The following is a 13,353-nucleotide window of genomic DNA, read 5'->3' on the forward strand; positions in this document are numbered from 1 at the left end:
CAAGTGACGACATTCGACCGGAGTTGAAGAAGAAAAGACAGTCCTTGACTTGAACGCGCCAACTGCACTATGCAGGAGCACCGCTCCGCTATCCGGACGACCGCCCGGTCGGTCAACACCCGCGCACTTCAGGCCACTTGAGCCGCCCCATGACTCCGTGCGCCCCCCTTGCTGCCGCACCATGGGTAAGGTCACGCTTACTCGGCGTTCCTCCCGGGCATCCAGGACCGTAGAGTGCTGTGCCGGTGCGCCAGGACACCGCCGCCCCGGCGGACGTCCCGGACAGGCCATGGCCCCAGCCTCCCCCGACCCTGCCCAGAGGACGGATACCGTGATGCCGCGTCCGACTGCCGCCCAGTACGCCTACGGTTCGGCCACCGTCGTCCTCTCGGCCGTCGCCCTGCTCCTGCTGACCGGGGCGACGGGCCCCGCCGCCGTCGGCGCGGTCTGCGCCCTCTCCCTCGCCCTAGGGCTCACGGCCACCGCGGCCGGGCCGCTGCGCCGCGCCGCCGTCGCCCGTTCCCGGTCCGGCCCCGCTGCCCCGCCGGCCGGCGGGACCGCTCCCCGGATGCCCGCCCCGCGCACCGAGGCGCGGGTCGGCGGGCACCCGGTGCGCCGCTGAGCCGAACGAGCCGCTGAGCCGCTGAGCCGCTGGATCCGCCGTACCGCGGGATCCGGGCACGCCGCGGCCGCCGGGCTCCGCCTGCGCGGGCCGCGGCGGCCGTACGCGGTCCGCCGCTACGGCGCCGAGACGACGACGGTCTTCCCGGCCTTGTCGTGGAGGCCCTGCTTGTACGGCTTGTCGGCCACCACCGTGATCAGGATGACCAGCCACCAGACGCAGTAGCAGCACACCAGCGCGGGCACCCAGAGCACAACCGCGCGCATCAGCGCGGCGCTGGTGTCCGGGGTGCGGCCGTCGTTGAGCATCGCGACGCGCAGCTTCATCAGGCGCTTGCCGACGGTCCGCCCGTCCTTCTTCGTCATGAGCGTGTCGTAGCCGACGTACGCGACGAGGGAGATCAGCGTGAACAGCCACTGGCGGCCGGTGTTCACCTGATCGGTGATCTCCTCCCAGTCGTCGCCGCCGTCGCTGGTCCAGTCCCAGCCGCCCAGCAGCAGCGAGATCAGCGCGAGCGGCACGGCGATGATCAGGATGTCGATGAGGCGGGCGAGAAACCGTTTGCCGAAGGGCGCGAGCGGCGGCATGCCGGCCAGGGGGTCCTGGCCTCCGTAGGCTCCGCCGTAGGGGTCCTGCCCGTAGGGCGGCTGCTGCCCGCCGCCGTAGGGGCCGCCGGGCGCGCCCGCGCCGCCCCCCGGGGTGTCGTACGGGGAGCCGCCCGGGGGCGGCTCGTACGGGGAGCCGCCGCCGCTGCCGTAGGGGGAGCTGCCGCCGCCGGGCGGCGGGCCGCCGGCGCCGCTGCCGTCCGGCGGCGGCGTCGGCCCCTCGGGCCTCTTGCGGAACGGGTCGTCGTCGGGAGGCGGGGTGCCGGGCGGCTGGTCGTTGCTCATGTCGGCAGTGCATACCGGGGCACAGGGGCCCGCAACGGCACGCGTGCGTTCGGGGGAACGCGGGCGGGGCCGGGTGTGACGGCGGGTCAGCCGCTGACGAAGGTGCCCGCCGCCTTGTCGTGCCAGCACTGGCGCCACGGACGGTCGAAGAGGCACCAGAGCACGTTGAGCACCCCGATCACCAGCACGCCGAGCAGGCTGTAGACGAGCCAGCGCCGCAGGGCAGCGCCGAAGGAGGGCGCCTCGTGGGACTCGATGCCCATCACCCGCACCCCGCAGAGCTTCTTGCCCAGCGTCCGGCCCCACGTGGCCGTCGGCAGCGCCTCGTAGAGGACGCCGAGGACCAGCAGCGCGCCGAGGACGATGCCGATCTGGCCCGCGGTGGTGGCGTCGACCAGCCACACCGTGACCGTGCGTCCGGAGAGCTTCGCCGCCTCGATCTTGTCGTCGATGTGGTCGATCGCGCTGGTGCCGACCGGGACCGCGACCGCGGAGACCAGGGCGCCGAGCAGCAGGGTGTCGAGGAGGCGGGCGGCGAGACGTCTGCCGAGCGCCGCCGGGCGGGCGTCGGCCTGGGCCTGGGCGGCGCGCAGGAACGGGTCGTCGACCGGAGGCTTCCACGGCACGACCGGCTGCTCCCCGCCGGGGCCGGCCGGCCCGGACTGGGCGAGCCGGTGCACCTGCTGCGGCCAGGACGCGGCTCCTCCGCCGGAACCGCTGGTGAGCGGCGAGCCCGCGGCGGGCGCCGCCCCGGCGGCCGGCTGCGGGGCGGCGGGCCGGGGAGCGGCGGGCTGCGGGGTGGGAGGGACGGGTGCGGGGGTCGGGGCGGCGGGCTGCGAGGGGGCGGCCGGCGACGGGGCCGGCGCTGCCTGTGCTGCCTGCGGCGGGACCGCGGCCGGCGGCTGCGGACGGCCGGCGGAGCCGGTCGACGGCTGGGCCGGGGCAGCGGCGGGGGCTCCGAGCGAACGGATCGTCATCGTGCCCTCGCCCGGCCCGGGGCCGTCGGCGTCCGGGCGCTTCGCGCGGATGGCGACCGTGTGCTCGGGCCCGCCGGACCCCTGGGCGCCGCCGGGGCGCGTGGCCCGGATCGCGACCGTGCCCTCTGGGCCGCCGGGCCGTGCGCCGGGGTCGGCCTGCGCCGCGGAGGGGTCGGGCACGGCGGGAGTGCCGGAGGGGACGGAGCGCATGCCCGGCAGCAGGCCGCCCGACGGGTCGTCCGCCGTGGGCGCGGCCGGCTCCGCGGGGCGCCGGGGGTCGGGGGCCGCTCCGCCGGCGGCCCGGGGAGCGGCCGGCCCGGTGCCGTCCGCGGCCGTGCCGGGGGCGCCGCCCCAGGAGACACGGCTGTCGAGGTCGCCGCCGAACCCGGTCTGCCGGGCGGCGTCGGCCTGCCAGGCGGACGCCGGTTCGGTACGGGCGGGCTCGGGCTGCCACGGAGCGGCGGGCGCGGGGCGGGCGGGACCGGTGCCGGGGTCCGACGGCTCGTCCACCTCGTCGAGGAAGACCGGACCCGTCTCCTCCACCGCGGGCGCGGGCGGGGTCACGGGACCCTGGGCGGGCGCGGCTCCGGCCGGCTGCGGCGCGGCGGCGGCCTCCTCGCCGGAGGCGGGGGCGGGCCTGCTCGTGCCGGGGACCCAGGCACCGCCGTTCCAGTACCGGACATATCCGGGAATGGAGGGGTCCGGGTAGTAGCCGGGCGTGGGGCTGCCGTCACCGGTGGCCGGGGTTGGGGCGCTCATCACCGTGGTCCCGTATCTCTTCGAGGCCTCAATACAGGGTGCAGAAGCCGCCGTCCGACCCTCCGCCGGGTACCGGCGTGTTCGGACAACAGCTTCCTACATCTATCAGACCCGCGCGGGCGGCTGGGCCGGTCCGCCCGTAACGGCCACTTTCAGGTAAGGGGAGGGTCACGGAAAGTTATGGTCCGAAGTCGCGTAAGAGGGGGCGGCCCGGCCGCTCTCCTCCTGTGGGGCCCGCGGACGGCGGGCCCGCACAGACGGCAGAGAGGACACGACCGATGACCGACACCGTGGTCGAGCGCGAGCTGGAACTGAACCTGGTGCTCTCCCCCGAGCGCAGCGTCCCGGTGCCCGCACGGCTGACGTACCGCACGGCGGACCCGTACGCCGTGCACGTCGTCTTCCATGTCGGCTCCGACTTCCCGGTCCGCTGGACCTTCGCCCGGGAGCTGCTGGTGGAGGGGGTGTTCCGGCCCTCCGGCGGCGGGGACGTGCGGGTGTGGCCGTCGACGTCGGAGGGACGCGGCGTGGTCCTGCTCGCGCTCAGCTCCCCCGACGGCGACGCGCTGCTGGAGGCCCCGTCGTCCGCCGTGTCGGCGTGGCTGGAGCGGACGCTGCGGGCGGTCCCCCCGGGGACGGAGGCCGGGATGCTCCGCATCGACGACGGGCTGGCGGAGCTGCTGGCCCCCGCGGCGGCGGACGAGCGGCCGCTGAGCGGGGGCCGCACGCCGGCCGACGACTCCCCGGACGGCGAGGTGTGAGCCCCGGGGCGGCTCCCGGTGGGCGTCACACGAACGGGTCGGCCCGCGCCCGGGGCGCGGGCCGGGGTCAGAACAGCTTGCCGGGGTTGAGGATGCCCAGCGGGTCGAAGGTCTGGCGGATGCCGCGCTGCAACTCCAGGGCGACCGGGCCGAGTTCCCTGGCGAGCCACTCCTTCTTCAGGACGCCGACGCCGTGTTCGCCGGTGATGGTGCCGCCGAGTTCCAGGCCGAGGGCCATGATCTCGTCGAACGACTCCCTGGCCCGGCGGGACTCGTCCGGGTCGAGATGGTCGAAGCAGACGACGGGATGGGTGTTGCCGTCGCCGGCGTGGGCGCACACGCCGATGACGAGGCCGTGCTTCTCGGCGATGGCGGCCGTCCCGTCGATCATCTCGCCGAGCCGGGACCGGGGCACGCACACGTCGTCGATCATCGTCGCCGACTTCACGGTCTCCAGCGCGGTCAGCGACAGCCGGCGTGCCTGGAGCAGCATGTCCGACTCGGCGGCGGTGTCGGCGGGGACGACCTCGCTCGCGCCCGCCGCCTCGCAGAGTCCGGCGACGGCCGCGAGGTCGGCGACCGGGTCGGGGGTGTCGAAGGCGCACAGCAGCAGCGCCTCGGTGCTCTCCGGGAGGCCCATGCCGGCCAGCTTGTTGACCGCGTGGACCGTGGTGCGGTCCATGATCTCCAGGAGCGACGGGGTGTGACCGCGTTCCATGATCGCGCAGACCGCGTCGCAGGCCGCGCGGGCGGAGGGGAACTCGGCGGCCAGCACCAGCTGGGCGGGCGGCCGGGGCTTCAGCGCGAGGACCGCCTCGACGACGATGCCGAGGCTGCCCTCGGAGCCGACGAACAGCCGGGTGAGGTCGTAGCCGGCGACCCCCTTGGCGGTGCGGCGGCCGGTGTTCAGCAGGCGTCCGTCGGCGAGGACGACCGTCAGGCCCAGCACGTACTCGGCGGTCACGCCGTACTTGACGCAGCACAGGCCGCCCGAGGCGGTGCCGATGTTGCCGCCGATCGTGCAGGTCTCCCAGCTGGAGGGGTCCGGCGGGTAGTACAGCCCGTGCTCGTCGACCGCGCGGGACAGCACCGCGTTGACGACGCCCGGTTCCACGACGGCGATCCGGTCGACCGGGTTGATCTCCAGGATCCGGTCCATCTTGACGAGCGAGAGGACGATGCACCCGTCCGAGGCGTTCGCCGCGCCGGACAGGCCCGTGCGGGCGCCCTGGGGCACGACGGGGACGCGCAGCGCGGTCGCGGTCCGCATGACGTGCTGGACCTGTTCGACCGTGCGGGGCAGGACCACGACGGCGGGGGTGCCCGCCTCGCAGAAGCTCGCCATGTCGCGCCCGTAGGAGGCCGTGACGTCGGGGTCGGTGATCAGTGCGTCGGCAGGCAGCCCGGTGAGCAGCCGCTCCAGGAGATCGTCCATGATCCCAGCGTCGCACCGGGGGCCATCGGTGTGAACCCGTCTGCCTTCCGCTTCCCGCCTCCGGGTGTGTTCTTCGTATGGGCTGCCCGCTGACGCACAGTGAGCGCCATGAGACGCGAAACGCTGAAGAACGCCGCGGTGAGCACGCTGGTCGGCGCGACGCTGGTCACCGGGGTGGTGCTGCTCGCGCCCGGATGGGGTGACGGGGACGGCGCTCCGGCGGGCCCCGCCGCCCGCGCGCTGGCGGCCGCGGGCGCGGGCGCGCCGGCGGCTCCGGCCGATCTGAAGGCGCTCATCTCCGACCACGAGGACCGTGTGCGCGACCGACCGGGGGACGCCGCCGCCTGGGCCGTGCTGGGGGCGGCCTACGTGGAACGCGCCGCGCAGACCGGCGACTTCGCCCTCTACCCGAAGGCCGAACGGGCGCTGCGCCGCTCGCTGGCCGAGCGGCCCGCGGAGAAGGGGAACACCGGGGCCGCGGTCGGCATGGGGGCGCTGGCCAACGCCCGGCACGACTGGGCGGCGGGCAGGTCCTGGGGCGAGAGGGCCCGCAGGCTGGATCCGGCGTCCTGGGCGGCGTACCCGGTGCTGGTCGACGCCTTCAACGGGCTCGGCGACCACGCGGCCGCGGGCAGGGCGATGGACAGGCTCCAGCAAGTGGCGTCGGGACCGCAGGTGAAGGGCCGCGAGGCGATGGTCTACCGGGACAAGGGGTGGCGGGAGGACGCCGCGGCCCTCGCGTACGACGCGGCGCTGACCTCGTCGACCCGTTCGGAGAAGGCGGCGGCCCTCGTCCGGCAGGGCGAACTGGCGTGGGAGCGCGGCGAGGCCGCCGAGTCGCTGGAGCACCACGAGGCGGCGCTGGAGGAGGACCCGGAGGCGCGCAGGGCGCTCGCGGGCCGGGCGCGCGCGCTGGCGGCGCTGGGCCGCTCCGGTGAGGCGCAGCGGGACTGGCGCACGGTGCTGGAGGAGCGGCCGTCGGCGGAGTACGCCCTGGAGGCGGGCGAGCTGGACGACGCCCTCGGCCTCGACGGGGACGCGGGCACCCGGTACGCGCAGGTGCGGGCGCTGGTGGCCGAGGCGCGGAAGCACGGTGTCGACGGCGATCTGGTGCTCGCCCGGTACGAGGCGGACCACGGCGACCCGGCGGCGGCGGTGCGGCTGCTGCAGGGCGAGTGGCGGCAGGGGCACCGCAGCGTGCACGTCGCCGACGCGATGGGCTGGGCGCTGTACCGGGCGGGCCGGGCCGGGGACGCGCTGCCGTTCGCGAAGCTCGCCACCGGCCAGGGGCTGCGCAGCGCGGTGTTCTCGTACCACCGGGGCGAGATCGAGCGGGAGCTCGGCTCGTCCGGGCCCGCCCGGCGGCACATCGACGAGGCACTGCGGACCAACCCCGGTTTCTCGCCGCTGCTCGCCCCGGTGGCGCGCAAGGCCCTGGAGGACCTGGGCGAGCCCGCGGCGGGCGGCCCGGCTGACCTGTGGGGCGACGGCCCGGACGAGATCACGCGTGGGGACGAGGAGGAGAAGGCGGAGTCCGGCGGGGAGGGAGCGGAGTCCGGCGCGGAGGGAGCGGGGGACGCGGGTGCGGAAGGCGTGTCCGGGTCGCCGGCGGCGTCGGTCTCGGGGTCGGCGTCCCCGTCGCCGGCGGGAGGCGCGGGGCCGCGCTGAGCGCGGCGGGCCGTGCCGGGCGGGAGCGGGCGACGGCCCGCCGGGCAGGGGCCGGCGGGCCGTCGTCGTGGGGAGGCGGGGCGGATCAGAGGTTGCCGCGCTTCTCCTGCTCGCGCTCGATCGCCTCGAAGAGCGCCTTGAAGTTGCCCTTGCCGAAGCCCATCGAGCCGTGGCGCTCGATCATCTCGAAGAAGACCGTCGGGCGGTCCTGGACCGGCTTGGTGAAGATCTGCAGCAGGTAGCCGTCCTCGTCGCGGTCGACCAGGATCTTCAGCTCGCGCAGCGTCTCGACCGGCACCCGGGTCTCGCCCGCCCACTCGCCGAGGGTGTCGTAGTACGAGTCGGGGGTGTCGAGGAACTGGACTCCGGCGGCCCGCATCGACCGGACGGTCGCCACGATGTCGTTGGTGGCCAGCGCGATGTGCTGGACGCCGGCGCCGCCGTAGAACTCCAGGTACTCGTCGATCTGCGACTTCTTCTTCGCGATCGCCGGCTCGTTGATCGGGAACTTGACCTTGAGCGTCCCGTCGGCGACGACCTTCGACATGAGGGCGGAGTACTCGGTGGCGATGTCGTCGCCCACGAACTCCTTCATGTTGGTGAAGCCCATGACCGAGTTGTAGAAGCCCACCCACTCGTTCATCCGGCCGAGTTCGACGTTGCCCACGCAGTGGTCGATCGCCTGGAAGGTGCGCTTGGCCGGGGGTTCGACGATCGGGGCCGCCGGGACGAAGCCCGGGAGGTACGGGCCGTCGTAGCCCTTGCGCTCGACGAGCGTGTGGCGGGTCCTGCCGTACGTCGCGATGGCGGCGAGGACGACGACGCCGTGGTCGTCCTTGACCTCGTGCGGCTCGACGATGCCGGTGGCGCCGTGCTCCACGGCGTACGCGTACGCCGCACGCGCGTCCGGGACCTCGATGGCGAGGTCGACGACCCCGTCGCCGTGGGCAGCCACGTGGTCGGCGAGGAACCGGCCCCAGTCGGTGCTCGCCTTGATCACGGAGGTGAAGACGAAGCGGGCCGAACCGTTGGTCAGGACGTAGCTCGCGGTCTCGCGGCTGCCGTTCTCCGGTCCGGAGTAGGCCACGAGCTTCATGCCGAACGCCGTCGAGTAGTAGTGCGCGGCCTGCTTGGCGTTGCCCACGGCGAAGACGACCGCGTCCATTCCCTTGACCGGGAAGAGGTCGGCCTCGCGCGCGGTGTCCGGGGTGTGATGCGTGGTCTCAGTCATGGCAGCAGGCTCCCCCCGGACGGCAAGGTGCGCAATAGTTCGCGTAGAGCCTGGTCAATGTGTACAGCCGATCGGGCGAACAACCGGGCGTTGTGTACAGGATGACCATCAGGATGACCATCGGGGAGGCGACCATGGCGATCGATCACCTGGACGGGAGGCTCATCGTGCTGCTGGCACGGGAGCCGCGGATAGGCGTACTGGAGGCGTCGCGACGGCTCGGGGTGGCCCGCGGGACCGTGCAGGCACGGCTGGACCGGCTCCAGGGCAACGGCGTGATCAGGGGCTTCGGCCCGGACGTCGACCCTGCCGCGCTGGGCTATCCGGTGACGGCGTTCGCGACGCTGGAGATCAAGCAGGGCCAGGGCGCCGACGTGCGGTCCCATCTGGCGACCGTCCCCGAGGTGCTGGAGCTGCACACCACGACGGGGCACGGGGACATGCTCTGCCGGCTGGTCGCCCGGTCCAACGCCGACCTCCAGCGGGTGATCGACCGCGTCGTCGGGTTCGAGGGGATCGTGCGCGCGTCCACCGCGATCGTGATGGAGAACCCGGTGCCGCTGCGGATCATCCCCCTGGTGGAGCAGGCGGCGGAGGACTCGCCGGAGCGGTGACCGCCCGGCCGGACCCGCCCGGGATCGGCCGGGCGGGTTCGAGCCCGGCAGGCGGATGCAAAGAACCCCTTGCAAAGAAACCCTTGCAAGAGGTCGCTTGCAAAGCTATCTTTGCATCATGAGCGAGCATGACGATCCCCGCGAGCACGGCGTCCCCGCACCGGCCGACGACGAGGACCCCGGCGGCGGGCCCCACAGGGCGGACGGCGAGCGGCACGACCCCGAGGGGACGCCCGATCGCGACGGCGACGGCGACGGCGACGGCGACGAGATCCAGCCGCCGGCGGTGCGGACACTCGATCCGCACTCGCTGCGCGGCCTGGCCCACCCCCTGCGGATGCGGCTGCTGGCGCTGCTGCGTCACGACGGCCCGGCGACCGCCTCCCGACTCGCCGCCGCGACGGGCGAATCGAGCGGGGCGACCAGTTACCACCTGCGGCAGCTCGCCGCCCACGGCTTCGTCGAGGACGCGCCGGAGCGCGGCAGGGGCCGGGAGCGCTGGTGGCGGGCGGCGACGGACGGCACCCGCTTCAGCGACACCCTGCTCACCGACCCGGACCCGGCCGTGCGCGGCGCCGCCGATCTCTTCATCCACGAGGTCGCCTCGACGCACACCCAGGAGGTCGCCACCTGGCTCGGCACCCAGCACCAGTGGAGTGACGAGTGGCGCCTCAGCTCCGACCTCAGCGACTTCACGCTGCGGCTGACCCCTGCCCAGGCCCGCGAGCTGAGCGAGCGGATGCACGCGCTGATCGACAGCTACCGCGAGGCGGCGCCCGAGCCGGGGACCGAGGGCGTCGCCCAGGTGCGCCTGCACCACCACGTGCTCCCGCGCGCACTGGAGTGAGGCGCGCACCGGCCCACCGCACCGCACCGCACCGCACCGGCCCGGGAACCACCGGCACGGCGACGACCGAACGCTGAGCCGGGAGCCACGAGCCAGGACACAGGAACCGCGAGCCACCAGCCACCAGCCACCGACCGAGGAACCACCGACCCGAGGGGGGCCGCCGCCATGCATTCCGCCGACGTCCATCTGATCGTGCACCGGGCCCGCGCCCGGGACCTGCGGGCCGAGGCCGCCCGCGCCGTACCGCGTGAGCCGATACGCACCAGGGTGGGCTGGCTGCTCGTGGAACTGGGACTGCGGCTGGTCCGCAGACCGGCCGCGCACACCGGCCGCTCCGGGCGCACCGCCAGGGCACGGCTCGCGTGATCGGCGCGCAGTCGCCGGACGCCGCCACCGGGCGCGACCGGCGTCCGCTCGCCGCGGTGCTGGCCGCGAACGCCGTCTCCATCAGCGGCAACTCGCTCACCCTCATGGGCGTCCCGTGGTTCACCCTCCAGACCACGGGCAGCCCCGCCAAGGCCGGTCTGGTCGCCTTCTGCGCGACCCTTCCGGTGGTGGTCTCGGCGATCGCGGGCGGCCCGGTCATCGACCGGATCGGCCGCCGGCGGATCAGCGTCGCCAGCGACCTCGTCTGCGCCGTCGCCCTCGGCGCGATCCCCCTGCTGCACTACGCGGGCGCGCTGCGCTTCTGGATGCTGTGCGCGCTCATGGCCCTCACCGGGCTGGTCCACGCCCCGGGCGAGACCTCGCGCCATGTGCTCGTACCGGACCTCGCCACGCTGGCCGGCACGCCGCTGTCCCGGGCCGCCAGTCTCTTCGACGCCGTCTCCCGCGGCGCCCGGATGACGGGGGCCGCGGTGGCGGGGGTGCTGATCGCGGTTTTGGGGCCCGAGGCCGTCCTCGTCGTCGACGCGCTGACGTTCGGCGTCTCCGCCCTGCTCGTCGCGGTCGGCGTGCGCGGGATACCCGCGGCCGAGCCGCGGCGGGACGCGGCCCCGGTGTCCTTCACGGCCTACCGGGCCGAGCTGCGGGAGGGGTGCGCGTTCCTGCTGCGCAGCAGGCTGCTGCTGGGCGTCATGCTGATGGTGACCCTCACCAACGGCATCGACCAGGGCTGGAGTTCGGTGCTGCTGCCGGTGCACGCCCGGGAGAACCTGGGCGGCTCCCGGGAACTCGGGCTGCTCGTCGCCGTCTTCGGCGCCTGCGCACTGCTGGGTGCCCTGCTCTACGCGGCGGTCGGGCACCGCTTCCCGCGGCGCGCGGTGTTCACGGTGGCGTTCCTGCTGTGCGGAGCGCCGCGCTTCGTGGTGGCCGCGCTGGTCGACGGGGCGGTGCCGCTGGCCGCCGTGATGGCGGTCGGCGGGCTGGGGGCGGGCATGCTCAACCCGATCCTGACGACGGTGATGTTCGAACGGGTGCCGGAGGACCTGCGGAGCAGGGTCATGAGCGTCTCGACGGCCGCCGTGCTGATGACGACACCGCTCGGCGGCCTGGCTGCGGGGCAGCTGATCGAGCGCGGTGGTCTGGCGACCGCCCTGCTGGTGATGGGCGGGCTGTACTTCGCGGCCACGCTGGCTCCGGCGGTGTTCCCCGCCTGGCGGGAACTCGACACGGGGCCGGCACAGGCGCCGGACGGGCCCGGACCGGAGGCGGGGCCCGTGCGCGGCGGTCCGGTTCCGGGGAGTGTCCGCGGAGGTGCGGCTTCCGAAGCGGGGCCCGTGCGCCGGGGCACTGGGCCCGTGCCGGGGACGGCGGACGCGCCGGGCGGCGCGGCGCAGGCGCCGGGCGACGGCGCCCGGGAACGCGGTGGGAAGGACCTGGCCGGCGGGGCGGGACGGCGCTGACCCCGGGGCCGTCCCGGGCCGCGCCCTGCCGGGGCGTGTGACGGGGCGGCCGGGGTCACCGGCCGGTGGTCAGCAGCTGGGGACCTTGCCGCCCCGCTGGAGGGCGCGGAGCGATTCGACCGTGCGCTCCAGGGTGGTGACCGGGATCAGGCGCAGCCCCTCCGGGAGTTCGGCCTGCGCGTCCGAGCACTCCGCCTCGGGGACGAGGAAGACCGTCGCCCCGTCGCGCTTGGCGGCCTGGGTCTTGAGGGAGACGCCGCCGACCGGGCCCACCTCGCCCTCCGGGGTGATCGTCCCCGTGCCGGCGATGGTGCGTCCGCCGGTCAGGCCCCCGCCGGAGCCGTCGCCGTCGAGCTTGTCGACGATGCCGAGGGCGAAGAGCAGGCCGGCGCTGGGCCCGCCGACGTCGGCCAGGTGGAGCGAGACCTTCACCTTCGCGGGATCCTCGTCGAGGTAGCCGAGCGCCGCGCGGGTGGCGTCGTCCTGCGACTCCTCCATGTCCTGCGTGTTGTGCCGCTCGACCTCCCGGTCGGACTTGCCCGGCGGGTAGACGGCGTCCCGGGGCAGGACCGCTCGGTCCGTACGGAACCAGCCGTCGACCACCTCGCCGAGCCCGACGTCCACCGACGGCCCGGAGGCGACGATCGTCGTCATCCGCAGCTGCCCGTCGGTCCTGCGGGTCGGGGCTCCCGTGATGGTGATGATCTGCTTGCCCCGGTCCTCGCCGAGGACGTCGGCCGTCCCGCCCGGCTGCGCCACGACGAACGGCAGCGGCGCGAACCCGACGACGGCGAGGAGCGCGACGACGGGCACGGCGCTGAGGGCGAGGGCGCGGGGGCGCGAGAGGCTGGAGAACACGACGTCAATCTATCTGCCCTCCCGGGGGCCGGTCCGCCCCGTCCCGCGGCCCTCCCCCGCCGTGCTCAGCGCAGGGCGTCGGCGACCTCGCGGGCGGCGTCGACCACGCGCGGGCCGACCCGCTCCGGGACGGCGTCGGCGAGCATCACGACGCCCACACTGCCCTCTATCCCCGTGACCCCCGTCAGCGCGGCGGCCGCGCCGCAGGCGCCAGCCTCCAACTCGCCCTGTGTCAGGGTGTATCCGGGCTCGGCGTGGGCGGTCTGCCGGGCCGCCAGGATGGCCTTGCCCGCCGCGCCGCGGTCCAGCGGATGCCGGAAGCCGGCCCGGTAGGCGACGTGGTAGTCGGTCCAGGTCGGTTCGACGACGGCGACCGCCAGGGCCTCCGCGCCGTCCACCAGGGTGAGGTGGGCGGTGGCCCCTATGTCCTCCGCGAGCGAGCGCAGCGCGGGCATCGCCGCCTCGCGGACCAGGGGGTGCACCTGGCGGCCGAGGCGCAGCACGCCGAGGCCCACGCGGGCCCGGCCGCCGAGGTCGCGGCGTACCAGGGCGTGCTGCTCCAGGGTGGCGAGCAGACGGTAGACGACGGTCCGGTTGACGCCGAGCTTGTTGGACAGCTCGGTGACGGTCAGGCCGTGATCGGTATCGGCGAGCAGCTTGAGGACACGAAGTCCCCGGTCGAGCGTCTGAGAGGTTTCCGCGGTCACGACGCCCCCTCCTTAGGAGTGAGTGACGGCGGTCCCCCGACGGAGGTGGCGGCACCGGTCCCATCGGCGACGCACCCAGAGGCCGCCGGCAGGCCATGGCACACCGACTGCGCTCCGCGGCGGCGCTGCCACGGGGC

13 protein-coding genes are annotated in these 13,353 nt (G+C 74.9%); 7 read left to right on the forward strand and 6 right to left on the reverse strand.

Going from position 1 to position 13,353, the window contains the following annotated elements; translation table 11 throughout:
- Positions 1–334 precede the first annotated feature (334 nt).
- Entirely contained in the window at positions 335–622 is a 288-nt protein-coding gene (locus IAG43_RS11680; protein WP_187740685.1) for a hypothetical protein, read from the forward strand.
- Between the two features lie 116 nt (positions 623–738).
- Here IAG43_RS11680 and IAG43_RS11685 read toward each other — a convergent pair whose 3' ends face one another.
- Complete coding sequence (locus IAG43_RS11685) at positions 739–1,512, reverse strand: RDD family protein (RefSeq protein ID WP_187740686.1); 774 nt, start codon at positions 1,510–1,512, stop codon at positions 739–741.
- A gap of 86 nt (positions 1,513–1,598) precedes the next feature.
- Positions 1,599–3,248, reverse strand: coding sequence for an RDD family protein (locus IAG43_RS11690; RefSeq protein WP_187740687.1), 1,650 nt, complete (start codon positions 3,246–3,248; stop codon positions 1,599–1,601).
- Between the two features lie 278 nt (positions 3,249–3,526).
- Between IAG43_RS11690 and IAG43_RS11695 the strand changes: the two genes are divergently transcribed.
- Positions 3,527–4,009, forward strand: coding sequence for an SsgA family sporulation/cell division regulator (locus IAG43_RS11695; RefSeq protein WP_187740688.1), 483 nt, complete (start codon positions 3,527–3,529; stop codon positions 4,007–4,009).
- Positions 4,010–4,076: 67 nt separating this feature from the next.
- Here IAG43_RS11695 and IAG43_RS11700 read toward each other — a convergent pair whose 3' ends face one another.
- Positions 4,077–5,444 (reverse strand): FAD-binding oxidoreductase, encoded by a 1,368-nt coding sequence (locus IAG43_RS11700; RefSeq protein ID WP_187740689.1) that lies wholly within the window; start codon positions 5,442–5,444, stop codon positions 4,077–4,079.
- Between the two features lie 108 nt (positions 5,445–5,552).
- Here IAG43_RS11700 and IAG43_RS11705 point away from each other — a divergent pair, with 108 nt between their 5' ends.
- Positions 5,553–7,112, forward strand: coding sequence for a tetratricopeptide repeat protein (locus tag IAG43_RS11705; RefSeq protein ID WP_187740690.1), 1,560 nt, complete (start codon positions 5,553–5,555; stop codon positions 7,110–7,112).
- Positions 7,113–7,197: 85 nt separating this feature from the next.
- On the opposite strand, the gene hppD is transcribed toward IAG43_RS11705, so the two are convergent.
- The gene (gene hppD, locus IAG43_RS11710; RefSeq protein ID WP_187740691.1) at positions 7,198–8,343 is read right to left on the reverse strand and encodes a 4-hydroxyphenylpyruvate dioxygenase; all 1,146 of its coding nucleotides are present in this window, start codon (positions 8,341–8,343) and stop codon (positions 7,198–7,200) included.
- Positions 8,344–8,477: 134 nt separating this feature from the next.
- Between hppD and IAG43_RS11715 the strand changes: the two genes are divergently transcribed.
- The 4 genes from IAG43_RS11715 to IAG43_RS11730 all read left to right on the forward strand — a co-directional run bounded on the left by IAG43_RS11715 (position 8,478) and on the right by IAG43_RS11730 (position 11,651).
- Positions 8,478–8,957: an Lrp/AsnC family transcriptional regulator gene (locus tag IAG43_RS11715; RefSeq protein WP_187744411.1), complete on the forward strand. Its 480-nt coding sequence runs from the start codon at positions 8,478–8,480 to the stop codon at positions 8,955–8,957.
- 118 nt (positions 8,958–9,075) lie between these two features.
- The gene (locus IAG43_RS11720) at positions 9,076–9,804 is read left to right on the forward strand and encodes a winged helix-turn-helix domain-containing protein (protein WP_187740692.1); all 729 of its coding nucleotides are present in this window, start codon (positions 9,076–9,078) and stop codon (positions 9,802–9,804) included.
- A gap of 168 nt (positions 9,805–9,972) precedes the next feature.
- Entirely contained in the window at positions 9,973–10,173 is a 201-nt protein-coding gene (locus IAG43_RS11725; protein WP_187740693.1) for a hypothetical protein, read from the forward strand.
- Entirely contained in the window at positions 10,170–11,651 is a 1,482-nt protein-coding gene (locus tag IAG43_RS11730; RefSeq protein ID WP_343075583.1) for an MFS transporter, read from the forward strand. The genes IAG43_RS11725 and IAG43_RS11730 overlap by 4 nt, the downstream gene beginning before the upstream one ends.
- A gap of 69 nt (positions 11,652–11,720) precedes the next feature.
- On the opposite strand, the gene IAG43_RS11735 is transcribed toward IAG43_RS11730, so the two are convergent.
- Positions 11,721–12,509 (reverse strand): S16 family serine protease, encoded by a 789-nt coding sequence (locus tag IAG43_RS11735; protein WP_187740694.1) that lies wholly within the window; start codon positions 12,507–12,509, stop codon positions 11,721–11,723.
- Positions 12,510–12,574: 65 nt separating this feature from the next.
- Positions 12,575–13,216: an IclR family transcriptional regulator gene (locus tag IAG43_RS11740; RefSeq protein ID WP_187740695.1), complete on the reverse strand. Its 642-nt coding sequence runs from the start codon at positions 13,214–13,216 to the stop codon at positions 12,575–12,577.
- Between the last annotated feature and the right edge of the window lie 137 nt (positions 13,217–13,353).

It is taken from the genome of Streptomyces genisteinicus (genome assembly GCF_014489615.1).
In the GTDB taxonomy this organism is placed as follows: Bacteria; Actinomycetota; Actinomycetes; order Streptomycetales; family Streptomycetaceae; genus Streptomyces; species Streptomyces genisteinicus.

Bases quoted from the DNA above. Each gene is read 5' to 3' on its own strand.
- IAG43_RS11680 (WP_187740685.1), top strand. From the start codon at position 335: ATGCCGCGTCCGACTGCCGCCCAGTACGCCTACGGTTCGGCCACCGTC.
- IAG43_RS11685 (WP_187740686.1), bottom strand. From the start codon at position 1,512: ATGAGCAACGACCAGCCGCCCGGCACCCCGCCTCCCGACGACGACCCG.
- IAG43_RS11690 (WP_187740687.1), bottom strand. From the start codon at position 3,248: ATGAGCGCCCCAACCCCGGCCACCGGTGACGGCAGCCCCACGCCCGGC.
- IAG43_RS11695 (WP_187740688.1), top strand. From the start codon at position 3,527: ATGACCGACACCGTGGTCGAGCGCGAGCTGGAACTGAACCTGGTGCTC.
- IAG43_RS11700 (WP_187740689.1), bottom strand. From the start codon at position 5,444: ATGGACGATCTCCTGGAGCGGCTGCTCACCGGGCTGCCTGCCGACGCA.
- IAG43_RS11705 (WP_187740690.1), top strand. From the start codon at position 5,553: ATGAGACGCGAAACGCTGAAGAACGCCGCGGTGAGCACGCTGGTCGGC.
- hppD (WP_187740691.1), bottom strand. From the start codon at position 8,343: ATGACTGAGACCACGCATCACACCCCGGACACCGCGCGCGAGGCCGAC.
- IAG43_RS11715 (WP_187744411.1), top strand. From the start codon at position 8,478: ATGGCGATCGATCACCTGGACGGGAGGCTCATCGTGCTGCTGGCACGG.
- IAG43_RS11720 (WP_187740692.1), top strand. From the start codon at position 9,076: ATGAGCGAGCATGACGATCCCCGCGAGCACGGCGTCCCCGCACCGGCC.
- IAG43_RS11725 (WP_187740693.1), top strand. From the start codon at position 9,973: ATGCATTCCGCCGACGTCCATCTGATCGTGCACCGGGCCCGCGCCCGG.